Genomic DNA, 25,122 nt, shown 5'->3' with positions numbered 1-25,122 from the left:
ATGGCAAATGCATTTATCGACAAGAGCTTCGGGACCCTCCAGAAGGTCGGCAAGGCGCTCATGCTACCGGTTTCGGTGCTCCCCGTCGCCGGTATCCTGCTCGGCGTCGGCGCCTCCATCGCCGGTTCCGACAGCCTCGCGCCATGGCTCATAACCGTTGGCGAGATCATGGAAGCCTCCGGTGGTGCGGTCTTCGGCATCCTGCCGCTGATCTTCGCCATCGGCGTCGTGGTGGGCTTCACCGACAATGACGGCGTGGCCGCGATGTCCGCCACGGTGGGCTATTTCGTCCTGACCGCCGCGCTCGGGGTGATGGGGTTGCTCTCCATCCAGCTCTTTGCGCCGGTCGAGCCGATCAGTTTCCAGAACCAGTCGGCCTATGTCGAATATGATGTCGGGCGAGAACGCTTCGTCTGCCTGGACCCAGACGGCCGCACATTGGAAAAGATCCGCATCGCGGATCTGCAGGAGGAAATCGTCACCTGTGGCGACATCTCCATCCCCTTTACCCTGCAGGACGGCGTGGCGCATCTGTCCACCGGCGAGGGCGCGATGCAGCCCTTCCCGGCCGCGCAGAGCCGGGCCGAGATCAAGCAGATCTTCGGTTTCGAGAGCATTGATACCGGCGTTTTCGGCGGCATCCTGATCGGCCTCGTCGCAGCCTCGATGTTCAACCGGTTCTTCCGGATGAAGCTGCCGCCCTATCTCGGCTTCTTCGCCGGCAAGCGCTTCGTGCCCATCGCCACCTCCTTCGCCGCCATCGCGCTGGCCGCCGTACTGGCCGTCATCTGGCCGCCGATCGGTGCGATGATCCGCGATTTCGGCGACTGGGCGGCCTATGGCAACCCGGCCATGGCGGTGACGACCTATGGTGTGGTGGAACGGGCGCTGATCCCATTCGGCCTGCACCATATCTGGAATGTGCCATTCTTCTTCGAGGTCGGCTCTTACACCACGGACTCCGGTGACGTCGTCCACGGAGTCATCAACCGCTACTTTGCCGGCGACTACGAGGCCGGCATTCTCGGCGGCGCCTTCATCTTCAAGATGTTCGGCCTGCCGGCCGCGGCCTTCGCGATCATCCACACCGCGCGCCCCGAGAACCGGGCGCGGGTGTCGGGCATCATGATCTCGGCGGCGCTGACCTCGTTCCTGACCGGCATCACCGAACCGCTGGAATTCGCCTTCCTCTTCGTCGCCCCGCTGCTTTACGCGGTGCACGCGGTCCTGGCCGGCCTTGCGCAGCTCATCACCTTCCTGCTCGGGGCCCGGCTCGGCTTCTCCTTCAGCCACGGCTTCATCGATTTCGCCCTGTTCTGGGTTACGAACATCAAGCCCTGGGTGATCCTGATCCTCGGCCCGATCTTCGCTGCGGTCTACTACCTCACCTTCCGGACCCTGATCGTGAAATTCGATCTCAAGACGCCGGGCCGCGAGACCGAGGACGCGGGTCCAGCCATGGCTGGCGTCGCCTCTGCCGATCAGATGTCCAAGGAGCTTGTGCTGGCCTTTGGCGGGCGCTCCAACATCGCGGGACTCGATGCCTGCATTACGCGCCTTCGGATCGAAGTGAATGATGTGACAAAGGCCAACCAGGACAAGCTGAAGGCGCTCGGCGCGGCCGGTGTGGTTCAGGTCGGCAACAACCTGCAGGCGATCTTCGGGCCGCAATCGGAGGGATTGATGACCGACATGAAAGACTACCTGCGGACGGCGGGCGACGAGGCAGAACTGCCTGAAGGCTCGGCGGCACCAAAAGTGGTCTACAAACCCGACGCGGCGAAGCCACGCGTGGCCGATCCGCACGCAGCCGAGAAGGCGCAGGCCATTCTCGCGGCCCTCGGCGGTGCCGGCAATGTCCAGGTGGCGGAAAGCTGCGCCGAGACGCGCTTGCGGGTGACGCTGGCGGATGACGCGAAACTCGACACGGCGGCGCTCGCCGACGCGGGCGTTCGTGGCATTCAGCGCTTCGAGGACGGTGTCATGCATCTTCTGGTCGGTCTTAACGCGGACCAATATGCCGGAGAGCTACGCGGGGCGATGGCGTCCTAGGAACTGCTCTGTTCCCAAGGTTGGGGTTGGCGCGTGGCGAAGCGTGCTGGGGGCCTTGCCCCCCGCGCCTTCCGGCGCTCCCCCGGGATATTTCCGGTCAGAAGACGTGCCGGACACTCCAGTCTTCTTCTGACGTCAAATATCCCGGGGGTTTGGGAGGCCCCCCAACGGCTACAAGATTGGCGATTCCGACATCCACTTCCCTCTCCCGGTCTTTTTTCATTGAATGTCCCGCGCGTTTCTGTAGATTGCGCCATCGCCTTTCCAGCGGCTCCAAAAAGACGGGCCGCACGTTTCAGCCGAAAGACCTCCCGTGAAAAAAGCCCTTGCCGATGCGCTCCAAGAGCGCGGATATACCAATCTCACACCTGTTCAGGAGGCGGTGACGCAGCCTGAACTGGAGGGAGCGGACCTGTTGGTCTCGGCACAGACGGGGTCCGGAAAGACTCTTGGCTTCGGTCTTGCCATCGCTCCCACGCTCCTGCGCAGCGACGAGGTTTTCGGCTCCGCCGGCGCACCTCTCGCACTGGTCATCGCGCCGACGCGAGAGCTGGCACTTCAGGTCAAACGCGAGCTTGCCTGGCTCTACGCAAAGGCCGGCGCGTTGGTTGCCTCCTGTGTCGGCGGGATGGACATGCGCGACGAGCGGCGCACGCTGGCACGCGGCGCCCACGTGGTCGTTGCCACGCCGGGGCGGCTGCGGGACCATATCATGCGCGGCTCGATCGACCTCAGCGCGATCCGCTCCGTGGTTCTCGACGAGGCCGACGAGATGCTGGATCTCGGTTTCCGCGAGGATCTGGAATTTATCCTCGACGAGGCCCCCGACACTCGGCAGACGCTTCTGTTCTCCGCGACGGTTCCAAAGCCGATCGAGCAACTGGCCCGCAGCTATCAGAAAGAAGCCGTACGTATCGTCACGCGTTCCGAGGCCAGCCAGCATGCCGATATCGAGTATCGCGCCATGCTGGTTGCCGATCGTGACGCCGAGAGCGCGGTCATCAACACGTTGCGCTACCACGAAGCACCCAATGCCATTGTCTTTGGCAACACGCGCGAGATGGTGAACCGGCTGACCACACGCCTGTCCAATCGCGGCTTCCAGGTGGTGGCGCTGTCGGGCGAGCTCTCGCAGACCGAACGTTCTCACGCGTTGCAGTCGATGCGGGACGGGCGTGCTCGCGTCTGCGTGGCGACCGATGTCGCCGCGCGCGGGCTCGACCTGCCGAACCTCGACCTCGTGATTCACGCCCAGTTGCCCTCCAACCACGAAACCCTTTTGCACCGTTCGGGACGCACGGGTCGTGCCGGGCGCAAGGGCGTCAGCGCGTTGGTCGTTCAGCCCAAGTTCCGCAAGAAGGCCGAGCGTCTTCTGGCCGCGGCCAAGATCAAGGCCGAATGGGGCGGCGCGCCGACGGCTGAGGCGGTCCTGACACGCGACGAGGACCGGCTTTTTGCCGATCCGGTCTGGCAGGAAAGCTCGACCGAGTCCGAATCCGAGGTGATCGAAAGGCTCGTACGGAGCTTCCCGGCCGAAAAGATCGCCAACGCCTTCCTGAGCCTCTACCGCGCGCAGCATTCCGCTCCCGAGGAATTGACGGAAATGGACGCGGCTCCGAAACCGCGCCGGGAATTCGGGCCCAGCGTCTGGTTCTCGCTCTCCATTGGCCGCGATTCCGGCGCCGATCCGCGGCGCATCCTGCCGATGATCTGCAAGGCGGGAGGAATCACCAAGACCGAGATCGGCGCGATCCGGCTCAAGGCAGACGAAAGCTATGTCGAGATCGCCGAAGCCAGCGTTGACGGGTTCTGCGAAGCGCTCGGCCCCGACATGATCGTGGAAGACGGCGTCACCGCAACTCGGCTGACCTCGCCGCCCTCCCTGCCCACCGGGCCGCGCAGCGCGCCTTCCAACAAACGCTTCGACGCCGGGGATGGGCCGCGCAAGCCACGTCCGGCAGGGGCTGGCAAACCCAAGTCCGACTGGAAAGACAAGCCGAAGGCGGACTGGAAGGACAAGCCGAAAGCGGACTGGAAGAACAAGCCCAAGCCCGACTGGAAGGACAATCCCGTGCGCGCGGCCGGCGCCGACGGCGACGAGGCCCCCGCGCCGCGCAAGCCTCGCCACAAGGCAAGCAAGCCCGGAAAGACGTGGGAAAAGAGCGACGCCGGCACCTTCGAAGGCAAGGAAATGCCGCGCAAGCCGCATGTGAAGAAAGGCGCGGCGCCGCCGCCGGGCAAACCGTCGAGCAAGAAGAACAAGGCAAGGGCCAAGGCGGTCGTGAATAAGGCCCCCCGTGGCGGCGACGCGTTGCCGCGACGCAAGAAGTAATCCGTCCGGCCGCGCGGCACGCCTTGTTCGATCAGCCGCGCACGGCGCCTTTTGACAGCTCTGCGTAGATCTCCTCGGCCTCTTTCAGCAGGCCGGGAGAAAAGGCGCTGGCATTGAAACTGTCCGCCCCGGCCCGGAAATGGCCGGTGAAATCGGCGCCGTTATCCGGGATTCCGCTCGCTTCACACAGTGCCTGCATCGTGGCTTGCGGTCGCGCACGCAGGTCGTCTTGCGTGACGAAAAGGCAGGCATCGCGTTTGCGAGCGATCTCGTTGAAAGCCGCGATCCAGTAGGACAGCCAGAAATCCGGCTCAGTTGCGTCCCGTTCGGACAGCTCAAAGCCATCAAAGGCGATCGGTTTCAGAAGCGAGCCGAATTCCAGGTGGCCGATATCGCGCATGTAGCGGCGGGTGAAGGCATCGGTCGCGTGCCGTTCGAGGAAATTGCGGTGCTGACGCAGGAGCGAGGCCGCATGCGCGCCGGGGCTGCGCAGCGGCACGACGATCCGGCAACCGGGGAACATCGCGGGCAAAAGCGAGAGCCGCGCGATATTGGCGTTGTTCTTGGACAGGTAATGCACGTTGCCGTCCGACGCGGTCTCAGGCCGCCGCAGATGTCCGATCTTGGCAAAATGGCGGTCGAAGACATCTTCTGCCCGCGGCCGCTGATCGCTCTCCTGCCAGAGCGAAATGCTCCGCGCGCCATATTTCTCCGGCCAATAGAGACGCCACAGGACCTCGTCAAAGGCTTCCGGGCTGTCGAGATCGATCTCCATGCCGTCGCCATGGGCGCGTTCCCGGCGCGCGACCGCACGGGCGCGGCTGCCATAGACGCGCGACCATGAGAGCGGTGCGGTCATGAAGGGCATGTCGCGGTAGCGATGGGTCGCAACCGAGGGCAGCCCGTGCAGCGCGTTCAGAACCGCTGTCGTGCCACCGCGTGCCAGCGAAGTGATGAAGACGGGGTGAGCGAGTTTGACCTCGGAGATCGTCCGGGCGAACAGCCGGTCGTCCAGACGCCCCAGTCCACGCATGACCGCCGGAGAGGCGAATGCCAGCGTGTGCACCAGTTGGTCGCCCGCGTTATAGGGCTCGTCACTTGCCTCCGTCTGTGCGGTGCCAAAGCTGCGGGAGATCCCGCCGCCAACAAGAATGGCGACAATCGACACGCCGATGATGAATTCCGACCGCAGCATCATGTCCATGCTGGCCGCATAGGGAACAAGACCGGCCAGATCCGCCGCGAAGATTGGCAGGGCGGCCAGCGCGAAGGTCGCCAGCAGCCGGGTCGTCAGCCCGAAAGTCTTGCCGATCAGCGAGAGCCCGGCCTTCTGCACCGCGCGTTCCTTGGCCGCGTCGTCCATATCCGGGTCCGACATGGCCGAAACGCCGGCCTGAACAGACGACAGGACGCTCTTGGCCGAAGACGCAATGGCGGTTTTCCAAAGGCCGATGCCGAAACACAGAACCGCGACAAGGCAGACGGCAAGCGGCGCCAGGACGCTCATTTCTCGGCGCCAGCCCCTTGGTCAGCCTGCTTTTTACCCTTCAGCATACGCTTGAGCGGATACCAGAGAAAGCCGACGACCAGCAGCACGACGCCCACGATCAGCGCCCCGGTGATGACGATGGCGCCAAGCCCGGCCCCCGGGCCGATATAGGCCAGCGCCGGATTGGCCGAGATCAACAGGGCCGCACAGAGCATGGCGGCCAGCTTGCTTAGTTTCCGCATCTCGATTTCGCCTCTTCAAAGAATGTCTTGTCCAGTTGCGGCGGCAGCACCTCGGCCCAGAATGCCCGCCAGACGTCGCCGCCTTCGGTCTGGTTCTGGAACCGCCACGCCAGTTTTCCATCAGCGGTATATTCCAGAACCCGTCCTTCGCCAGCCGATGTGACGAGGATATTTCCGCCCGGCAGACGCTGATGCATCCCCATGATCTCGGTATAGAAGCCTACCTCCGGATCGGCACCGTCAATCAGGACGGAGAGCTCCCCGGTTGCAGCGTCGATCTCGACGATCCGGCTGGCGGCCGTCTCCAGCCCGTCCGACTTGGTGAAACTCCTGTTGTCGAAGATCGAGATCCGGTTTCCGCCTGCGAAATCCGGATCGTGGTGCCGCATGACACGGCCGGAGCTGACGAACTTGACGCGTTCCAGGTCGGCATCGAAAACGATGATCGTATGGATGTTTCTCAGCGAGAGCATCACGTCGCCGGGCGCGAACAGGGTGGAATCCATGCCTTCCGGGAAGACCTCGACATCGTTCAGATGCAGGGTGTCGCCCGTCACGGGCAAGGCCAGGTTGTTGAGGTCCGACATGAAGAGCAGGCCCTCGTAACCGGCCTTCATCAACAGCTCCAGGATCGGGACGGTTTTCAGGATCTCGCCGTCCGGGCTAATCTTCTCAAGCGTCCAGTTCAGCACCTGCGGCTGGTGCAGCGGATAGGGCATGGGCGCTTCCGAGGGGCGGATTTCGGCGGGAACCCAGATCGTGCTGTCCTTGTCGATATGGATGGAATGGTGGCCAAGATTTTCCAGTTTCCACAGGATCTCGCCGCAGACATCCATGCGAAAGGTGCTCTGGTGGTCGAAATTTGCCACCAGCGATCCGTCCGGCAGGAAACCGACGCCATGCAGATACATGTCCTGCACGGGCCGGCGCGGGAAATCGCCCTCCCCGTCGGGCCAGATCTCGGTCCAGTTGGTCGCGTATGTGTGGATCAGATTGCCCGCGCGATCGATCACCCGCACCTCGGCGATGCGCTCGTCCAGACCCGCGGCCATGGCGACAAGCCCGGGCTCCAGCGCATCGGGCAGCAGGGTCGCAACCGGCTCCGGCAGAGGCGCGGTCGTAGTCTCCAGGATGCTGTCGCTCGGGGAAATCACCTCCCGGACCGTGTTGTGCAGCTTGATGACCGCCGGAACGGGCGGCCAGGCATTGCGGTAGCCATAGACGCCATAAAGGAAGGACCCCGCGATCACCGTGACGGAAACCGATGTGAAAAAGATCGTGCGCGACCAGTCCGTCAAGACGTCACCATGGCATCGCGCCCTTTCCGGTTTCGAATCTCCGACGGCATTTGGCGGCTGAACAGGGTATATCTCTCACGTCTTTTCACGTCTCTTGCGTCCCTCAAGCTGGCTTCATCCGAGCGTCCGGAAAGACGAATTTCCGGTCGAGTTTGAACTTCACGACATATCCGACGCTCAGGCCCAGCACCGCGCCGATCTCGCGCGCCAGATCCGTCTGCCAGATCGCCCAGGCCGTCGCCTCTGCGCCCCAGAAAATGGCCGTCGTGACAAGACCCATCGCGGTATAGAGGCTGAACTTGCGTCCGTGCACGGCGACTCCGGTGCTTTGGTCGAAAAAGATCCAGCGCTTGTCGAGGATGTACTTGATCACCAGTCCGGCCAGCGTTCCGGTCGCAATGGCCGCCATCAGCCACAGGCCACCTTTGCCGCCGAGCAGCACGACCCGTTGCACGCCGAGGTTGGCCAGCGTCGCGATCACGGCAAAGAAGGCATAGAGGATCACAAGCCGCGCCGTTGTCACAACACTGCCCCCCCGACCGCGAAGCCTAGGATCACCAGGAAGGCGATGCGACTGTTCTTGTCCCGTACGGCAAAGACGACCGGGTCATCATGCATGTGACCGCGATGGGTCAGCATCACGATGCGGCTGATCCAGTAGAGCAGCACAAGGCAGACGCCCCAGAGCGTGCCAGGAAGTGAGTAGAGCTGGGTCACCGAGGCGGAGTTGACGTAGAGCGCCAGCACAAGCACGGCCACGTAGCCGGAACTGATCGCCATCATCGAAATGACCGGCAGATCCTCGGTCTGGTATCCGCGCCCGGAGACGTTGAGCTTGCCGCGCTTTTCATTGTCCACCAGTTCCGCCTGCCTTTTCACCGCCGCGAGCGACAGGAAGAAGAAAATCGAGAAGGCCAGCAGCCAGACCGAGAGCGGGATCGCCGTGGCCGCCCCGCCCGCGACGATGCGCAGCGTGTAGAGGATCGCGAGTGTGCAGATGTCGATCACGACCCGGCGCTTGAGCGTCATCGAATAGGCCGTGGTGGTCGCGAAATAGACCAGCATGAAAAACAGGAAAGAGCGCCCGAGCAGAAGGGAAATCACGACGCCCAGGCCGAGCAATCCCGCTGCCAGCCAGGTTCCATGTTGGATCGGGATCGCACCGGCGGCGAAGGGGCGGGCTTTCTTGCGCGGGTGCGCCCGGTCCACCGAAAGGTCCAGCAGGTCGTTGAGTACATAGACCGAGGAGGCCACCGCCGAAAAAGCCACGAAGGCCAGCACGCTTTGCAGAACGCTCAGGGCGGTGAAGTTATGCGCCGCCAGCATGGGCAGAAAAATCAGCAGGTTCTTCATCCACTGATGCGGGCGAAGCGCCTTGAGATAGGTCCGCGCGGGCACTTTCTCGGCACCGACATGCTCGGCTTCCACGCCCAGCGATGCCGCCGCCTCCCGGAGCTGTCGCGGCGCGTTCACGGTGATCGCCTTGGCCGCCTTTTCCCAGACAGGAAGATCCGCCTCCGCGTCGCCCATATAGGCAAAGCCGCCTTCGCCAAAGCGCTCGACAAGGAAACGCGCCTTTTCCGGGCCTTTCAGATTGGTTGTGCGGTCCGTTCCGTGCACCTCGTCGAAGATGCCCAGATGCGCGGCGATCTCCTCCGCGATGGGTTGGGTCGACGCCGTCACCAGGGCCGTCCGCCCTCCCTTGGCACGCCATGCCTCGATATAGGCGATGACATCCGCGTCATAGGGCAGCGTAGAAATATCGACCGAGGCCACATCTGAAAGCGCCTGCTTCAGCTGTGCCTTTCCATACGAAAGCTGGCGGACCGCCTTCAGCGTTCCGCGCAGATCCTGCCCGAGCCCGGACCAGAAGCATTCGAACAACATATCCGAGCGCAGCAAGGTACCATCGAGGTCGACAGCCAGAACCCCCGAGCTAATCTCATGATCTGTCAAAATTTTTCTCACACTGCTCTTTTTTTGCGACGAAGTGTAGCAAAGAGGGAGTCGGCATGTATCCCCTCAATTGCCAAGCTTTTCACCTGTTGCGCCGAAGCCCCGCTACCGCGATCCGCTGGCAGGATACCCTTGGCCGAAGGCACAAAAAAGCCGGCCTGCCGGGGAAGACAGCAGGCCGGCAGTGCTGCCGTTTCCGGCAGACCTGCTCACAGCGGGACGAGTCAGGATTTGGGCGGTTGCGGCGCGCCTTCCGGCAGGCAGGCGACATTGTTGTCTGGCGTGTCGATGCATTGGCCAGAAGCGCTGTCACCCTTGCCGCGAATGGTCATCTGGCAGGCATCGCCGGTCGACTTGCCGCTGCAGGCCGACAGCGCTTCGGGCGGCGCCCCGTCCGGGCGGCCCTGCCGGGATTGCTGGGCCTGAGCAATGCCGATGAGAAGCCCGGCCATCGCCACGGTGACGGCAATGGCAATGAGGCGCGACAAGATAAGCTGGCGGGCAGCTCTGGGGAGACGGTGCATGATGAAACTTTCCTGCTGGTTCGGATATCTCGACAGGCCCGCTTCTGACCGCGCTCCGTGCAGGTAGAATGAAGGAAAAGTGAAGCTGCCGTTTTTTTCGCGTCTGACCGCCGAAGGCCATGTTCGATCACTGCCGATGCTGTGGATGCTCGACAACCGGTCGGCGGTCCCGGATGCAGGGCGAATAACATTTCGCCTGTGCCAAATCGCTCCGCCGATTGCCGCGAACTTCATTTTCCCTGCAAATTGCTCGATAGAGTGGGCAGCATGAATCTGTTTCGCCGCTCCCTCGCCCTGCAGTTCTTCGCCGCCTTCGCTCTGACCGCCGTTCTGGTCGTGGCGACGCTTGCCGGGCTGGTTTCCTATTCCATGCGGGACGGGTTCTCGCGCTACCTGCTGCAAGGCGAATTGCAACAGCTGGACAATCTGGTCGAGAATTTGTCCCGGCAGCACGACCCCACCCATCCGGGATGGCCGGAACTGGCGGCAAGTCCCGAAGCATGGGCCGATTTTCTCATGACCAATCTCATGCCCGAGCCGAGGCCGCCAAGACTGAGCAGGAAGCCCCCCCCGCCACCGCATGATGCAAGCCCGATGCGACTCGACGCGCGCATGTTCCTGATGGCGCGGGATGGCACCTTGCTCATTCCGCCGCGAGCCCCCGGCAACCTTTCGGAACGCCGCGAGATCCCGGCCGCGGACGGCAGCGGAACGCTCGGCTATGTCGGTCTGACGGCCCCGCGCGGCGGGCGCAGCAAGACCGATCTCTTCTTCCTGAAGGGGCAGACCAAGAATCTCCTGCTCGCCTCGCTTTTTGCCATGGGTGTCTCGGCATTGGCCGCGAGTCTGCTCGCACGCCACCTTCTGAAGCCGATAAAGGCGCTCGAAAGGGGGGCACGAACCCTGACGCAGGGCGAATTTCACCACCGCATTCCCAGTGACCGCAAGGACGAGTTGGGCCAGTTGATCGAACATACCAACGTCCTCGCGCAAAGCCTGCAAGACGCCCGGGATGCCGAAAAGCAGTGGATTTCCGACACGTCTCACGAATTGCAGACCCCGCTCGCGGTGCTCAGGGCCGAGATCGAGGCGATGCAGGATGGCATTCGCAAGGCCGACACGCCCACCCTGGACGAGATGCATGATGCGGTCATGCGGCTGTCCCGGCTGGTGGCGGATCTGAAGACGCTGTCCCTTTCGCGCGAAGGCCGTACTGCCGTCGCCACCCGCCTCACCGATTTCAGCGATTTGCTCAACCTCCGGCTGGATCACGCCGAAATGCGCCTCAACGAGACCGGTCTGGCGGTGGAACGCGACATCGAAGAGGGGCTCGACCTCTTCTGCGATCCCGATCGCATGGAGCAGGTCATGGACAACCTGATCGAGAACACGATGCGTTACACCTCTGTTCCCGGAACAATACGGCTCACCGCCTATCAGCAAGGGGAGGAGGTGATCGCCATTGTCGACGACACCTCGCCCGCGCCCCCCGAGGACGCGATGGATTTTCTCTTCAAGCGCTTCTATCGCGCGGAAGCCTCCCGCAGCCGAAGGCTTGGCGGTTCGGGTCTTGGCCTGTCCATCTGCTCGGCCATCGTCACCGCGCATAACGGCACGATCACGGCGGACGTCTCGCCGCTCGGCGGGCTGCGGATCAGGATAGCGCTCCCCAAACAAGGACCCGCACATGAACACGCCTAGCCACATTCTCGTTGTCGAGGACGAGCCCGCCCTCTCCGACATTCTGCGCCAGTATCTCGAACAGGCCGGTTATCGCGCCACGATCCTGAACGCGGGCACCCACGCGACCGAGACGATCTTGGAAACAGCGCCCGACCTCGTCATTCTGGACCTGATGCTGCCCGGAAAGGACGGGCTGACGATCTGCCGCGAGGTGCGGGCGAAAAGCGATGTTCCGATCATCATGGAAACGGCAAAGGTCGAGGAAATCGACCGGCTCCTGGGGCTGGAACTGGGCGCGGACGACTACATGTGCAAACCCTTTTCACCGCGCGAGCTGGTTGCCCGCGTGCGGGCGATCCTCCGGCGATCGGCGCCGCGGGATGCCCGCGAACAGGCCAATCCTCATGGCATCGTACTGGACGAGAACTCCTGGCGAGCGACTGTCGGCGACGAACCGCTAGACCTGACCCGTCGGGAGTTCCAGCTGCTGCAGGTGCTGCACCGTCGGCCTGGTCGGGTCTATTCGCGCTCGCAGCTGCTCGATTTCGCCTTTCCCGAGAACGCGGCCATCATCGACCGCACGATCGACAGCCACATCAAGAATATCCGTCACAAGATCAAGGCGGTGAGTGGCGATTGGGATCCGATCCGATCCGTCTATGGCGTGGGCTATTCCTACGAGGAATAGGCCGAACGTATTGCCTTTCGGAGATGTTCATTCCTGCGCTTCCACGCGGAGTTGGACTCCCCTGGGGCAGCGCCCAACAAACTTAACCCGGTAGTAACCACTATCGGCGCAAAACCACGGTGAGCTGTCCAACTGGGCAAATGCAAGAATCGCCGGCCCTTGCCGGCCCCACCCAAGGCATGTGGATCGGTGATCCGTTACCGCACCGACATTGACGGGCTCCGTGCCCTGGCGATCCTCCCGGTGGTCCTGTTTCACGCCGGCATCCCCGGATTTGACGGCGGTTTCGTCGGAGTCGACATCTTCTTCGTGATCTCGAGCTTCCTGATCACCTCGATCATCCTGCGCCAGACCGACAATGGCCAGTTCTCGTTGCTCGATTTCTACGAGCGTCGCGCCAGGCGCATCCTTCCGGCCCTCACGGTGGTGATTTTGACCACCTTCGCGGTCGGAAGCCTCGTCCTGTTGCCTGCCGAAATGGACGCGCTCGGAAAATCGGCCGTGGCCACGGTCCTGTTCGCCTCGAATTTCCATTTCGCAGCGAACCAGGACTATTTCGCCCCGGCAGCCGAACTTTCACCGCTTCTGCACAGCTGGTCCCTCGCCATCGAGGAGCAATTCTACCTGCTATTCCCGTCGCTTCTCCTCGCACTGCTGAGGTTCAAGCGCATCGTCGTGTTCGCCAGCCTGCTCCTGCTGGCAACTACGTCGCTTCTTCTGGCCGCCCTTACGCTGCCAGCCCGCCCCGAGTGGGCCTTCTATCTCTTGCCGTTTCGCGCCTGGGAATTCGCGCTCGGCGCAATCCTGGCCCTGCAACCGGCGCGCGGGGCCATGGCCCGCTGGCAGGCGGATGTGCTCGGGGCACTCGGGTTTGGCTGCATCCTTCTTCCTGTAATCTTCTACGGCACTGAAACGGCGTTTCCGGGCCTGGCCGCCCTGCCGCCGGTGTTCGGGACCGCCGCCATCATTCTTTCCGGCAGGCATCACGGCACCCATGTGCGAAACATGCTGTCCTGCCGCCCGTTGGTCTGGATCGGGCTGATCTCCTATTCGCTCTACCTCTGGCACTGGCCCGTGATGGCCTTGCTGCGCAGCGTCCGGGGATCCGTGGAACTGCCCTTGCCTATCGGCTTGTGCGCTGTGGCACTCTCGGTTGGCCTTGCCGCCTTTTCCTATCGCTTCATCGAGCGACCGTTCCGCCATGTCCCAACGGCGGGAAGGGGGCGCAGAAGCGTCTTTGCCCTGTCGGCAGGTTCCCTCTGCATGACCGCCGGAATTGGCGCGGCGCTGGCGCTCAGCGATGGCGCACCCTGGAGAATATCAGGTCATGTTCAGGCGGTCGCCGCCGCCGCACAGGACACGGCGCCGCAACGCGATGCCTGTTTCGGACCCCTTCCCGCCGAAGGTCTTTGCCGAATTGGCGCCTCGCAGACCGAAGGCAAGGCCGATTTCCTGCTATGGGGCGACAGCCACGCGCTGGCAATCCTGCCCGGGCTGGAAAAGGCGGCGCGGCGCGCGGGGCTGAGCGGACTGTTCGCCGGCAGGAGCGCCTGCCTTCCCGTACCGGGTTTGCGCCGAATCCCCGAGGACCGTGCCTGCACCGAGCTGAACCAATCCGTCCTGGCCTTTCTGGAAACACGGCAGGATATGCCGCTGGTCATTCTCTCCGGCCGTTGGACGCTATCCGTGGAAGGGACGCGTTTTGGCGAAGAGACCGGCCGCGATGTTCACCTGCAGGAAATCGCCGGCACCGGCCTTCCGAGCACTCCCGCGCTGCGAAATGCGGAAATCGTGGAGCAGGCGCTCGGCGAGACAGTCGCGGCGCTTCGGGCGAACCACCGTCGTGTGGTGATCCTTGGCCCCGTGCCCGAGGCTGGCTGGGACGTGCCGATCCGAATGGCCAGGAGTGCGCTCACCTTCGGGCGTCCGACGCCAGAACCTTTGAGCCGCGCCGCCCATCTTGCCAGGTCGGGGCGCACCGAGACCCTTCTGGCGCGGGTCGCAGACAGCGATGAAGGCACCAGACACATCTCGCTCAGCGGTGTCTTTTGCGGTGAATTCTGCCGGACGACCGACGCCAACGGTATTCCGCTCTACTCCGACGACAATCACCTGACCCGCCGGGCGGCCGAGGCGCTGCTTGAAGAACCACTTCTGCCGGTGCTGATCGCGGCCCGTCAGTAACCGGCACGGACTTGCTCCCAACGGCGCGATGAGTCAAAGGCTGGAGACGCGAAATGCTGTGACCGCGAAAGCAAACGGAGCGCACCCGATGGTTGAATGGATCACGAGTCCGGGCCTTGTCCCCTATCCCGAGGCAGTTGCCGAGATGGAAAGGCGCGCCGCGGCCATTCACGCGGGCACCGAGGACGAGGCTATCTGGCTTCTTGAACATCCGCCGCTCTACACGGCGGGTACATCCGCGAAGATCGAGGACCTGCGGGAGCCGGAGCGTTTCCCGGTTTTCGACTCCAAGCGCGGCGGGCAATACACCTATCACGGCCCGGGCCAGCGGGTTGTCTACGTGATGCTGGACCTGAACCGGCGTGGACGCGATGTGCGCGCCTTTGTCGAAGCGCTCGAAAACTGGGTCATCTCGACGCTCGATACCTTCAACATCAAGGGCGAGATACGCCCCGGGCGGGTCGGGGTCTGGGTCACGCGACCGGAAAAGGCACCGCTGCCGGATGGCTCCCCGCGCGAGGACAAGATCGCCGCGATTGGCATTCGCCTGCGCAAATGGGTCAGTTTTCATGGAATTTCGATCAATGTCGAACCAGATCTGAGCCATTTCGACGGGATCGTGCCCTGCGGCATTACCGGGCATGGCGTCACCAGCCTGGTCGATCTTGGGCTGCCGGTGACGATGAACGATCTCGACGTAGCGCTCCGCGCAACCTTCGATGACGCCCTGCCTATGCCCGAAGACGGCGGGGCGAGCGAGCCCCAATGAAAGGCGCGCCAAACCGGCGCGCACCTCCATTTCATTTCGGCAAAGTCTGCTCGCGCTATTGCGCGATGTTGAAGCTCGGCACCGAATTCGCGGCTGCCGGCTGCGGCACTGTCCCCATCGCGGCACCGGTGCCGCCGCCCCTCATCTCCGTCGCGGCGGTCAGGATGAGTTCTGCACGTCCGGCCTGTCCCGGCGCAAAGACCTGCGTCGCGCCGCGCGCGACGGCATCCGAACTGGCCTGATACCATTCATAGGCGAGATCGACTCGCGAGGACGTCCCGAAACCTGCCGTCAGGTGATGCCCGAGAAGCTCGCCATAGACCGGCTCGCCCAGCACGACGAGGATCAGTGCCGAGGCGAGGGCCACATCCATGTCATCAACCCGGTAACCGTCGCCGAGGCAGATCCGCGCCGTCTGCGCCATCTGGCTCGGCGCCATGCCGGTGGAGAGCACGAAGGAAGAAACCTTGTCGATCACGGCCGGACGGTTATTGACGGAGACCGACGCGACCTGCTCCTTGAGCAGCGGGGCCAGTTGCTTGCATTGCGCCGTAACGTCGGCAGCGCTCACGCCCTGCACCTGGGTCATGAGCTTCTCACTCTGGGCAATCGCGTAGGTCCGCGCGAGGCAGAACTGCTCGTTCAGCACGATCGTCGGATCGGACATCTGCGATACGTCGGTGAAGCCACCCTTGGCATTGGTCATCAGGTTGACCGCGTTGCAATGCGAGGCGAGCTACCGCTGGCCCACGCCGCCGAAGAAAGACGGCATCTGCGGCGCCTTGGAAGCGGCGGCGGCAAGCTGCGTGTTGGCCGCTCCGGCCACGGCCCCCGCAACCCCGGCAGTGACGGCCGCCGGGCCGGTGGCCTGCGGTTCCGCTGGCGGCGCTGCGACAACAGTCGCCACGGGCGGCGGCGCGCTAACGGTTCCCGGCTGCGCGGTCATGATGCCGGCGGCCTGATCGCGATAGGTAAGCAGCAATCCACGCGTTCCCATCGGGTTCGCCGCGATCATCTGGCTGGTCGCCGGCCCACCGGCCAGCGCGCGGTTATGCGAGGTAAGAAGGAAGTCCTTCTCGTACGTGGTCAACTGCCCCGTGGCCGGATAGCCCAGTTGTGCCTGGTACGCATAGACAGCCGAACGGGAGTTGCGCCCCATCACGCCATCTGGCGTACCTGCATTGAAGTCAAAATAGTTCAAGGCGTGTTGGACAGAGCGGTTCTCGGCGCGTTGCGCCGAAGAAACGGTCGACTTCTTGGTATAGGTTCTCTTGGTGTAGGTTTTCTGGCGCGGCTGGCTGGCAATGGCGCTGCCGATAATGCCGCCGATGATGGCACCTGCCACGGCGTCACCTGAACCGGCATTGGCGCGAGATACCGGATTAAGTGCTAAAGCGACCATGACAATGGCCGAAGTGAGAATGGAACGATGCATGGAACTCCCCCCCGGATGACACAACAGCGGAAAACACCCTCATTTTACGCCATCCGCGGGTATTCACAGAGTCCAAATAGTGGTCAATCCACTGGTTTTTCGGAAAGTTCTAGGGATTTTCAATTGGTTCCGGCACCACAGGCGGCCTCACGTGGGTTTGGTGGCCAAAACATGGGAAGCGAGACCGGATCCTCCGACCGATCCGGATCAGCCACGAATCGACCGGAGCCGATCAGATCCTGCGCTGCCGGGGCGCAGATTGCCGTATCGAAGTCACCGCCATGAGGGCAGAAACCGTCTTCAAACACCCGATGGAAGCCCAAACGGGCGCAGATTCGTGACCCCGCCATCAATTGCGATGGTCTGACCCGTGATGAAACTTGCATCGTCCGAGGTAAGCAGGGCGGCGGCGCGCCCGACCTCGTCCGTGGTCGCGACCCGATGGATGGGCGTCGCCTCAACCCAATGCGCCCGGCTGCCCGGATTTGGCTGCATACCGCCGTCAACGGCACCCGGCGCCAGCATGTTGACCCGGATCCGGTGCTGCGCGAGTTCCGCAGCTGCCACCCGGCCAAGCGCTTCCAGCGCCCCTTTGGACGCCGCGTAGGCCGAGCGCTTCTGCACGCCGATCCGGCCATGCAGCGAGGTCACGAGGACAATGCGCCCTCCCCGGCCATTGCCGCTCGCCTCGGCTTCGACCATGCAACGCGCAACGTCCCGGACCACCCGGAAAGCGCCGATGAGGTTGACATCGAGATGCCCCCGCAGATCCGCCTCCGTAGTGTCTAGGAAATCGGACGTCCACATGACACCGGCGGCATGGACCAGCGCATCGATGCCGCCAAGCTGTTCGTTCGCCTGCCGGACCGCGCCGGTGACGGATTCGGGCTCGCCGAGATCGAAGGGCAGGAAGCTCATCCCGTCTCGACCGCTTGGCGTGCGGTCGAGCCCGACCACCCGGTCTCCACGCCGGAGAAGCGCATGGCAGACAGCGTCGCCGAGCGCGCCGGAACAACCTGTGACAACAGTACGGAGGCAAGCAGACATCGCGGAGATCCGGGCAGGGAATGGGCACCCTTCTCTTAGCTTCCAGCGACGCAAGGTGGAACGTTTTCCCGCCATGATCCCGGCGCAACGCCCGGATCAGCGAAATCCCGCATCCGCAATAATGTTTCGTATCGCGCATATTGAATGTTGCCGCCCCTGCCCTATCACCCTAGGGTAGCGGTCGAACGCGCGGGCATATCTCGGGAAAGGTATGCCCAGATAAACAGGACAGATTACCGGAGGAAATGCATGGCCGATGCTGCCATTCATGGGCATGACCATGAGGACGAGCGGGGATTTTTCACCCGCTGGTTCATGTCCACCAACCACAAGGACATCGGGATTCTCTACCTGATCGTCTCGGCCGCCGTCGGCTTCATAGCCGTCTTCTTCACCGTGCTGATGCGCATCGAGCTGATGACGCCGGGCGTTCAGCACATGTGCATGGAAGGCTTCCGGCTCTTTGCAAGCTCGACCGAGGGCTGTACGCCCAACGGCCATATCTGGAACGTGCTGATCACGGCGCACGGGATCCTGATGATGTTCTTCGTCGTCATCCCGGCGCTTTTCGGCGGTTTTGGTAACTATTTCATGCCGTTGCAGATCGGCGCGCCGGACATGGCGTTCCCTCGGCTGAACAACTTGAGCTTCTGGCTCTATGCCGCCGGCTGTACGCTCGCGGTCTGCTCGGTGCTTAGCCCCGGCGGCAACGGACAGCTCGGCTCCGGAGTGGGCTGGGTGCTCTACCCGCCGCTGTCGGTGCGCGAAGGTGGCCTCTCGATGGATCTGGCGATCTTTGCCGTGCATGTGTCGGGCGCCAGCTCGATCCTCGGCGCGATCAACATGATCACAACCTTCCTCAACATGCGCGCCCCGGGCATGACGCTGCACAAGGTGCCGCTCTTTGCCTGGTCGATCTTCGTCACCGCCTGGCTGATTCTGCTGAGCTTGCCCGTGCTGGCCGGCGCCATCACCATGCTGCTGACGGACCGCAATTTCGGCACCACCTTCTTCGATCCCGCCGGTGGCGGCGATCCGATCCTGTACCAGCACATCCTGTGGTTCTTCGGTCACCCCGAAGTCTACATCGTGATCGTGCCGGGCTTCGGCATCGCGTCGCACGTCATCGCGACCTTCTCGCGCAAGCCGATCTTCGGCTACCTGCCGATGGTCTATGCCATGGTCGCCATCGGTGTTCTGGGCTTCGTCGTCTGGGCGCACCACATGTACACGGTGGGCATGTCGCTCTCCCAGCAGAGCTACTTCATGCTGGCCACGATGGTCATCGCGGTGCCAACCGGCATCAAGATCTTCAGTTGGATCGCCACGATGTGGGGCGGCTCGCTCGAGTTCAAGACGCCGATGCTCTTTGCCATCGGCTTCCTGCTGCTCTTCACTATCGGTGGCGTGACCGGTGTGGTCCTGTCCCAGGCGGGCATCGACCGGGCCTATCACGACACCTATTACGTGGTGGCCCACTTCCACTACACCATGTCCATGGGCGCAGCCTTCACCATCTTTGCCGGGGTCTATTTCTACATCGGCAAGATGAGCGGCCGTCAGTATCCCGAGACCCTCGGCAAGCTGCATTTCTGGCTGTTCTTCATCGGGGTTAACCTGACCTTCTTCCCGCAGCACTTCCTTGGCCGCCAGGGCATGCCGCGCCGCTATATCGACTATCCGGAGGCCTTCGCCACCTGGAACTATGTCAGCTCGATGGGTGCGCTTCTGTCTTTCGCCTCGTTCCTGCTGTTCTTCTACATCGTCTATGCCACCTTGCGGAAAGGCGAGAAGATCACCGAGGCGAACTACTGGAACGAGCATGCGGACACGCTGGAATGGACGCTCCCCTGCCCGCCGCCGGAGCACACCTTCGAGACGCTCCCCAAGCAGGAGGATTGGGACAAGGGCCACGCCCACTGATCCCGCTCGGATGAGATCGGAGGGCCCCGGTGGAAACGCCGGGGCCTTTTTCAATTTGCGGCCAGATTTACGCGAAGCTTGGCCTTGCGGATGTTGCCGCCATTCGGATACGCAATACGATCCTTCGGATCGTGCCTTCGGCGAGGATATTTTGGGAAAGATGATGAGAGTCCAGGCTGCCGATCATCTTTCAGAAAATATCCTGGGGGGAGGCGCGGCTTGCCGCGACGGGGGGCAACGCCCCCCTTCTTGAATATCCGCTTCAAGCAGAGCAACCAGACCCCGTCATGCCCTACGAATGGATTTCCCCTTCCCCCGCTGACCCGCAGGCACCACTGCGGGAACTGCACTTGTGGCCGCACCGGTCGCTGCCCAAGCGTGGCTTTGCGGCCTTCATCGGCGGCACCTTCCTGCTGTTGCTCCTGCCGCTTTACCCGGCCATCGGCTCGCCGGTGCTCTGGGGCCTACTTCCTTTCCTGATGGGCACACTCTGGCTGCTCTACTGGGCGATCCAGAAAAGCTATCGGGACGGCGAAGTGCTGGAGGAGTTGCGGATCTGGGAGGACAAGGTGCGGCTGGAGCGGCATTCCCGCCACAGGGCCACACAGGACTGGGAGGCCAACCCGCATTGGGTAGAGGTCAAGCTGCACGAAAGAGGGGGCCCGGTGGCAAACTACGTGACCCTGCGCGGCGCGAACCGCGAGGTCGAGATCGGCGCGTTCCTCAGCGACGATGAGCGCGTTGACCTTTACAACGAACTGGCGCGATACCTTCCGAGCAGGGGGTAATTTCCAATGGCTCAGGTTCCCGCCACACCCAAACCGCGCCGGGCGTTAATCCGCGCCGCGGCGGCGACGCTCGGTCCGCGCTGGACCTATGAAAAGCTCGCGACGCAATGGTCCGAGCAGGAGGCTTTGGAGCGGCGTGCCCATGCGCGGCTGGGCCCGGCGGAGGAGCCGGCGGTCGTCTTCCTGATCCCGTTGGTAGGTCGCCATCACGTCGATGACTGGTGCAAGATCGAGGAGCGGCTGGCGGATACGGTGGAGAGCTTTCGCCGCCAGAGCAACAATTGCTGGCACGCCGTGATCTGCGGGCAGGACCGGCCAGAGCGGATACGGTTCGACGAGCAGGTCCGTTTCCTGCCCTTCACGAAGCCCTTCGTGGGCAATGACAAATGGGCCAAGCTGGAGACGCTTTTCCGCGCGCTGCCCGATCTGGGCGTCGCCTCCGGCTATGCCATGCCCTTCGATGCCGACGACATGCTGGCCCCCGGCGCCGTCGCCGAGATGGCCCGGCGCAAGCAGCGCGGCGGCTATCTCGTCACTCGCGGCTGGGTGATGGATGCACAAAGCCACGAGGTCGGCCTGTGCACGCCGCAGACGCTGCTACATCCGGGCCGCAAGGCGTTCTGGAAGATGTGCGGCTCCTGCGCTGCCTTCCGCTTCGATTTCAGCCAGGACCGTCGCGACGCCGAATACCTCGCCGCCGTCACCAGCCATGAACACCGCATGTTCCCCTATCTCGCCGCGCTGGCCGGTCGCCGGCTGACGCCCATGCAACAGGAGGCGGTGCTCTACGTGGTCAATCACGGGGAGAATTTCGGCAAGCGCCGTGGCCGCGTTGACTTCAAGACCCGTTACGTGAAGCGCTTCCCGGTCACCGATCCCGGCACGCTCGCGCGGATCGAGGCGGAATTCCCGATGGCGTGAACCCGAACGGACGGTGCATCACGGATGCAAACGCTTCTTCATGTGATAGAGCCGCGTCCCTTTCGGGCGATCTTCGAGCACGCCATAGACCTCGTAACCCATGGATTCGTAGAAGCCGCCCGCGCCCACTGTCTTGAGAAACGCAATGCCTGCGCCCCGTTCAATCGCGGCCTGCTCGACCTGAGACAGCAACTGCCGCCCCAAGCCCTCTCCCCGATGCTCTGCGGCAACCCACAGCAATTCGATTTCGACACCATCCCAGTAGATATTGGCTTCAATCCCCCCGATGATCACTCCTGCATCTGAACGGGCAAAGGCGGCGAACCGTCTGTCTTCGGATTCGGGCGGCAGACCCGGTATGGCCAATAGCTCATATTCTCGGAAACCCGCCTTAAGCCGGTCGAGATCAGAGCGGACAGGACAAAATGTAACCTCGATTTCTACCGGCATGAATCGCCGCCCCTTGCAATTTCCCACGCCTGTATCTTCGCACGGCGGTTACTAGGCTTGATGCGGGTCACAGAGACCCCATCGGCCCGCGTTTCTTGCGGCGGAAGACGAGCTTGGCGGGATCGGAGAAATCTCTGTCCGCCCTGTCGGCCTCCCGCTCCTCATTCGTGCGGCCGCGCTCGAAATAGCGCGCCACCAGATCGCGCTGCTCCCGGCCCACCGTCAACTCGACCTTCTCCCAGCTCGCCTTGATCGCCTCGCGCAGGTCCTGCCCCTCGTTCAGCGGCCAGAAACGCCGGCTGGCATCAGGGTGCTGGAATGGATCAGCGTCTGCGTCATGCATCCGCCTTTCCGGCCGTATCCCCGTGGCAAGGTTCAAGAGCCCTTCCGAGGCCTCCGCGGGCAGGAAACGGCAAATGTCGAGCAGCGTCTCGTCTGTCGCCTTGCGGACTTCGTCGAACCAGTCCTCGGGCACGCCGCAATCAAGCAATGTATCGTCACTTTCGTCCGCAAAGAGCGGCGACTTCGCAACCGTCTGCTCCACGACCCGCTGGATCACGACCTCTTCCACACGCTCGCGCAGCACCAGGATCTGGGCTGCCCCTGTGCGCGGATGGATTTCTAGCTTCCGCTTCTCGGCCCATTTATAGGCGTCGTCGTGATGATCGACATAGGCCAGCAGGACGGAGTCCCCGCGCTTATGGATTATCACCCGCAGGTCGCGGTTGACGCGAACAGACCAGAAATACTTGTCCTTCGACTTGTCGATCCGGTGAAAGGACAGCCCCGGATTGTCCGGGTTCACCTGCAAATCGAAGGCCGTCTGCTTGACGGCGGATTGTTCCTGCTTGGTCAAGTTCTCGAGGCTGTCGGCAAAAGTGTCGGCGATGATCAGTGGCACGCTTCGGCTCGCCCTCGGTTCGACTGCAATTAGGATCGACCATAGCCTGCTGTCCGTTTTCGGCAAACCCGGGGTCGTGCCCGGTGTTGAACCCAAGCCACAGAAAACGCCATTCACCTCCGAATGGTTGAACCCCGGAATGATCGGCATAGGACAGCAAGAGAAAGAGCGGTCCGTGAGTCGGCTCGCCCGCCAGCCGTTCCGGTTGCGCCACAGGCCCCGGGCCCGAGCCCGCCACCTGAGACGATCCGGTTCGCGGACAGAAAAAAGTCAGGCACAGGCATGAACCACATTCGCATTCTCCCGCTCCCCCGTCTCTTCCTGGCAGGTGCGCTGTTCGCGGCACTGTTTGCCCTCGCAGGCCCGGCCCGCGCCGAAATGGTGCTGTCCTTCTACCTCGGTAGCAACGCCTCGCCGGATTCGACCGTGGAGTACGACTTCGCCCGCGGCGACGGAGCGCAATCCACGACCGTCTCCTGGGACGGCGAAACCTTCAAGTTCCCGCCTTATTTCGGCCTGCGTGCGATCTGGTGGTTTGAAGACCATCCCAACTGGGGCGTCGGCATCGACAATGTCCATGCCAAGGTGGCCGCCGACCCGATGCCGGAAGAGTTCACCACGCTCGAGTTTACCGATGGCGTGAACATGATCACCGGCAACGTGCATTACCGCTTCCTGAACGGAACGCGTTTCACGCCCTATGTCGGCGCCGGTGTCGGTATCACCACGCCCCATGTCGAGGCCACGAATACCGATGGGACCAGTGAAACCTTCTGGTACCAGTTCGGCGGCTTCTCGGCACGGGCGCTGGTCGGGCTGGAGGCCCGGATCAATGACCGCTGGAGCGTATTCGGCGAGTTGAAAACGGCCATGTTCTGGATCGACGTCGACCTGCAATACGATGGCTGGCTGGAGACCGACATCCGCAGCAACCAGGTCGCCTTCGGCGTCAATTACACCCTCAGCCGCTGGTAGGGCCGGCGGATGCGCAAGACAGTCCGAGTTCTGAGTTCTGTGCTACTGCTGTCTGCGGCTGCTTGCGAGGTGCCGGAGCAAGCGGTGATGACGGAGTCAGGTGTGGAGGTTTCCCGGGCCAACGGGGAGCTAGTCTTCTGGGCGGGCGGATGCGCTTCCTGCCATGCCAGCCCAGGACGGCTGTCGAGCCGCGCGCCACAACTTGGCGGCGGCCATGCGATCCAGGCCGATCAGGGCCTGTTCCGTGCGCCCAATATCTCGCCGGATGAACAGGCGGGCATCGGCGCCTGGAAGCTTCAGGATTTCGACCGCGCGATGCGGCACGGCATCTCGCTCGATGGCCGGGCCTATTATCCCGCCTTTCCTTATACCTCCTATGCGCGGATGACGGACCGGGATATTGTCGATCTGTTTGCCTATCTGAAGGCGCTGCCTTCCGTGGACAGCCCCAGCAAGGCGAGCCGGGCCAGTTTTCCCGTCAACCAACCCGGCGCCATGCGGACATGGCAGACACTGAACCTGCACCCGGCGCCGGTAATGTCCTTCGAGACACCAAACGCAGAGCTTGCCCGCGGCCAGTATCTCGTTGAGGGGCCGGGCCATTGCGGTACCTGCCACACCCCGCGCAACGCGCTTGGCGGCCAGAAACTCGGGCTCTGGCTGAGCGGGGCGGAGATGCTCGATGGCAGCGGCTATGCGCCCAACCTCACCCCGCACGAGGACGGGCTGGCCGGTTGGAGCAGCGGCGAGATCATCGAGACCTTGCAGCCACATGAGGGGGCGGGTTTCGCTGGCATGGCGGCCATCCGGATCGACCTGACCCACCTGCCGTCGCGCGACCTTGAAGCGATTGCCGCCTATCTCAAGGCGCTGCCACCGGTCGCCACGCGGGACTAGAGGCCCTCGTCAGCCCTGCGTGGGAGGCGATTGCAGCGTACGGCTGCCCTCGCCCAGGGCGCGTTGCATATAGACAGTGTCCACCCATTGGCCGTGCTTGAAACCCACGGCCTTGAGGGTTCCGATTTCCTCGAAACCGAGCGCCCGGTGCAACTCGATGGAGCCGCGATTGGCGCTGTTGCCGATCACCGCGATCATCTGGCGGCGCCATCCGGCCTCGCAGTGCGCAACCAGCTCCGCCAGCAGCGCCCTGCCGACGCCCTGCCCGCGCGCGGTCTCGGAGACATAGACTGAATCCTCGACCGTGTTTCGATAGGCCGGACGCGGACGATAGAGCCCGGCATAGGCATAGCCGAGCACTTCACCGTCCCGTTCCGCCACCAGATGGGGCAGCCCCATCTCGATCACAGCCTGTCGACGCTGGCCAAGTTCGTCGGCGGAGGGCGGAACCTCCTCGAAAGTCGCCAGCCCATGCAGAACCTCGTAGGCATAGATCTTCTGGATCGCCGGCAAGTCCTCCGGCGCGCTGTCTCGAACAAGCAGATCCGCCATGCGGAGCCCTTTCGCG

23 protein-coding genes are annotated in these 25,122 nt (G+C 63.2%); 11 read left to right on the top strand and 12 right to left on the bottom strand.

What is annotated here, in order from left to right; translation table 11 throughout:
* Both BLR85_RS09520 and BLR85_RS09515 read left to right on the top strand, forming a co-directional pair.
* On the top strand, positions 1 to 2,052 hold the full coding sequence (locus BLR85_RS09520; RefSeq protein WP_093154469.1) for a PTS sugar transporter subunit IIBC: 2,052 nt from the start codon (positions 1 to 3) through the stop codon (positions 2,050 to 2,052).
* A gap of 313 nt (positions 2,053 to 2,365) precedes the next feature.
* Positions 2,366 to 4,384, top strand: a complete 2,019-nt coding sequence (locus BLR85_RS09515) for a DEAD/DEAH box helicase (RefSeq protein WP_093154464.1) — start codon at positions 2,366 to 2,368, stop codon at positions 4,382 to 4,384.
* 31 nt (positions 4,385 to 4,415) lie between these two features.
* Here the strand turns inward: BLR85_RS09515 and BLR85_RS09510 are convergent, their stop codons facing one another.
* The 6 genes from BLR85_RS09510 to BLR85_RS09485 all read right to left on the bottom strand — a co-directional run bounded on the left by BLR85_RS09510 (position 4,416) and on the right by BLR85_RS09485 (position 9,893).
* On the bottom strand, positions 4,416 to 5,891 hold the full coding sequence (locus tag BLR85_RS09510; RefSeq protein ID WP_093154460.1) for a sulfotransferase: 1,476 nt from the start codon (positions 5,889 to 5,891) through the stop codon (positions 4,416 to 4,418).
* A complete protein-coding gene (locus BLR85_RS09505; protein WP_231700968.1) occupies positions 5,888 to 6,115 on the bottom strand; it encodes a hypothetical protein in 228 nt (75 codons plus the stop codon). The genes BLR85_RS09510 and BLR85_RS09505 overlap by 4 nt, the downstream gene beginning before the upstream one ends.
* Entirely contained in the window at positions 6,103 to 7,413 is a 1,311-nt protein-coding gene (locus BLR85_RS09500; RefSeq protein WP_093154455.1) for an arylsulfotransferase family protein, read from the bottom strand. Before BLR85_RS09500 ends, BLR85_RS09505 begins: the two co-directional genes overlap by 13 nt.
* 103 nt (positions 7,414 to 7,516) lie before the next feature.
* Entirely contained in the window at positions 7,517 to 7,936 is a 420-nt protein-coding gene (locus tag BLR85_RS09495; RefSeq protein ID WP_093154451.1) for a GtrA family protein, read from the bottom strand.
* Positions 7,933 to 9,369, bottom strand: coding sequence for a UbiA family prenyltransferase (locus BLR85_RS09490; RefSeq protein WP_244520669.1), 1,437 nt, complete (start codon positions 9,367 to 9,369; stop codon positions 7,933 to 7,935). The genes BLR85_RS09495 and BLR85_RS09490 overlap by 4 nt, the downstream gene beginning before the upstream one ends.
* Before the next feature lie 224 nt (positions 9,370 to 9,593).
* Positions 9,594 to 9,893 carry a hypothetical protein gene (locus tag BLR85_RS09485; RefSeq protein ID WP_093154447.1) on the bottom strand — a complete coding sequence of 100 codons (300 nt, stop codon included), beginning with the start codon at positions 9,891 to 9,893 and terminating at the stop codon, positions 9,594 to 9,596.
* A 267-nt stretch (positions 9,894 to 10,160) separates the two neighbouring features.
* Between BLR85_RS09485 and BLR85_RS09480 the strand changes: the two genes are divergently transcribed.
* The 4 genes from BLR85_RS09480 to lipB all read left to right on the top strand — a co-directional run bounded on the left by BLR85_RS09480 (position 10,161) and on the right by lipB (position 15,217).
* On the top strand, positions 10,161 to 11,594 hold the full coding sequence (locus BLR85_RS09480) for an ATP-binding protein (RefSeq protein ID WP_093154443.1): 1,434 nt from the start codon (positions 10,161 to 10,163) through the stop codon (positions 11,592 to 11,594).
* Positions 11,581 to 12,264 (top strand): response regulator, encoded by a 684-nt coding sequence (locus BLR85_RS09475; RefSeq protein WP_093154439.1) that lies wholly within the window; start codon positions 11,581 to 11,583, stop codon positions 12,262 to 12,264. The genes BLR85_RS09480 and BLR85_RS09475 overlap by 14 nt, the downstream gene beginning before the upstream one ends.
* Positions 12,265 to 12,453: 189 nt before the next feature.
* The gene (locus BLR85_RS09470) at positions 12,454 to 14,448 is read left to right on the top strand and encodes an acyltransferase family protein (RefSeq protein WP_170844513.1); all 1,995 of its coding nucleotides are present in this window, start codon (positions 12,454 to 12,456) and stop codon (positions 14,446 to 14,448) included.
* Between the two features lie 28 nt (positions 14,449 to 14,476).
* Positions 14,477 to 15,217: a lipoyl(octanoyl) transferase LipB gene (lipB, locus tag BLR85_RS09465; protein ID WP_093154430.1), complete on the top strand. Its 741-nt coding sequence runs from the start codon at positions 14,477 to 14,479 to the stop codon at positions 15,215 to 15,217.
* 55 nt (positions 15,218 to 15,272) lie between these two features.
* Here the strand turns inward: lipB and BLR85_RS09460 are convergent, their stop codons facing one another.
* The 3 genes from BLR85_RS09460 to BLR85_RS09450 form a co-directional block, all read right to left on the bottom strand.
* Positions 15,273 to 15,923: a hypothetical protein gene (locus tag BLR85_RS09460; RefSeq protein WP_093154425.1), complete on the bottom strand. Its 651-nt coding sequence runs from the start codon at positions 15,921 to 15,923 to the stop codon at positions 15,273 to 15,275.
* 30 nt (positions 15,924 to 15,953) lie between these two features.
* Positions 15,954 to 16,652 (bottom strand): peptidoglycan-binding domain-containing protein, encoded by a 699-nt coding sequence (locus BLR85_RS09455; RefSeq protein ID WP_093154421.1) that lies wholly within the window; start codon positions 16,650 to 16,652, stop codon positions 15,954 to 15,956.
* A 300-nt stretch (positions 16,653 to 16,952) separates the two neighbouring features.
* The gene (locus BLR85_RS09450) at positions 16,953 to 17,699 is read right to left on the bottom strand and encodes an SDR family NAD(P)-dependent oxidoreductase (protein ID WP_170844512.1); all 747 of its coding nucleotides are present in this window, start codon (positions 17,697 to 17,699) and stop codon (positions 16,953 to 16,955) included.
* A gap of 249 nt (positions 17,700 to 17,948) precedes the next feature.
* Between BLR85_RS09450 and ctaD the strand changes: the two genes are divergently transcribed.
* The 3 genes from ctaD (at position 17,949) to BLR85_RS09435 (ending at position 21,331) form a co-directional block, all read left to right on the top strand.
* Positions 17,949 to 19,622 (top strand): cytochrome c oxidase subunit I, encoded by a 1,674-nt coding sequence (gene ctaD / locus BLR85_RS09445; RefSeq protein WP_093154413.1) that lies wholly within the window; start codon positions 17,949 to 17,951, stop codon positions 19,620 to 19,622.
* Positions 19,623 to 19,909: 287 nt separating this feature from the next.
* Positions 19,910 to 20,410: a DUF2244 domain-containing protein gene (locus BLR85_RS09440; RefSeq protein WP_093154408.1), complete on the top strand. Its 501-nt coding sequence runs from the start codon at positions 19,910 to 19,912 to the stop codon at positions 20,408 to 20,410.
* 6 nt (positions 20,411 to 20,416) lie between these two features.
* Complete coding sequence (locus tag BLR85_RS09435; RefSeq protein WP_093154404.1) at positions 20,417 to 21,331, top strand: hypothetical protein; 915 nt, start codon at positions 20,417 to 20,419, stop codon at positions 21,329 to 21,331.
* Between the two features lie 18 nt (positions 21,332 to 21,349).
* Here the strand turns inward: BLR85_RS09435 and BLR85_RS09430 are convergent, their stop codons facing one another.
* Positions 21,350 to 21,781: a GNAT family N-acetyltransferase gene (locus BLR85_RS09430; protein ID WP_093154399.1), complete on the bottom strand. Its 432-nt coding sequence runs from the start codon at positions 21,779 to 21,781 to the stop codon at positions 21,350 to 21,352.
* 67 nt (positions 21,782 to 21,848) lie between these two features.
* Positions 21,849 to 22,682, bottom strand: a complete 834-nt coding sequence (locus BLR85_RS09425) for a type II toxin-antitoxin system RelE family toxin (RefSeq protein WP_093154394.1) — start codon at positions 22,680 to 22,682, stop codon at positions 21,849 to 21,851.
* Positions 22,683 to 22,964: 282 nt separating this feature from the next.
* Here BLR85_RS09425 and BLR85_RS09420 point away from each other — a divergent pair, with 282 nt between their 5' ends.
* Positions 22,965 to 23,657: an outer membrane protein gene (locus tag BLR85_RS09420; RefSeq protein WP_170844511.1), complete on the top strand. Its 693-nt coding sequence runs from the start codon at positions 22,965 to 22,967 to the stop codon at positions 23,655 to 23,657.
* Between the two features lie 87 nt (positions 23,658 to 23,744).
* Positions 23,745 to 24,554 (top strand): c-type cytochrome, encoded by an 810-nt coding sequence (locus tag BLR85_RS09415; protein WP_170844510.1) that lies wholly within the window; start codon positions 23,745 to 23,747, stop codon positions 24,552 to 24,554.
* Positions 24,555 to 24,563: 9 nt separating this feature from the next.
* Here the strand turns inward: BLR85_RS09415 and BLR85_RS09410 are convergent, their stop codons facing one another.
* Positions 24,564 to 25,106: a GNAT family N-acetyltransferase gene (locus tag BLR85_RS09410; RefSeq protein WP_093154381.1), complete on the bottom strand. Its 543-nt coding sequence runs from the start codon at positions 25,104 to 25,106 to the stop codon at positions 24,564 to 24,566.
* Positions 25,107 to 25,122: the final 16 nt, after the last annotated feature.

It is taken from the genome of Aliiruegeria lutimaris, assembly GCF_900099935.1.
In the GTDB taxonomy this organism is placed as follows: Bacteria; Pseudomonadota; Alphaproteobacteria; order Rhodobacterales; family Rhodobacteraceae; genus Tropicimonas; species Tropicimonas lutimaris.
This window is presented reverse-complemented; position numbering and strand designations above follow the sequence as displayed.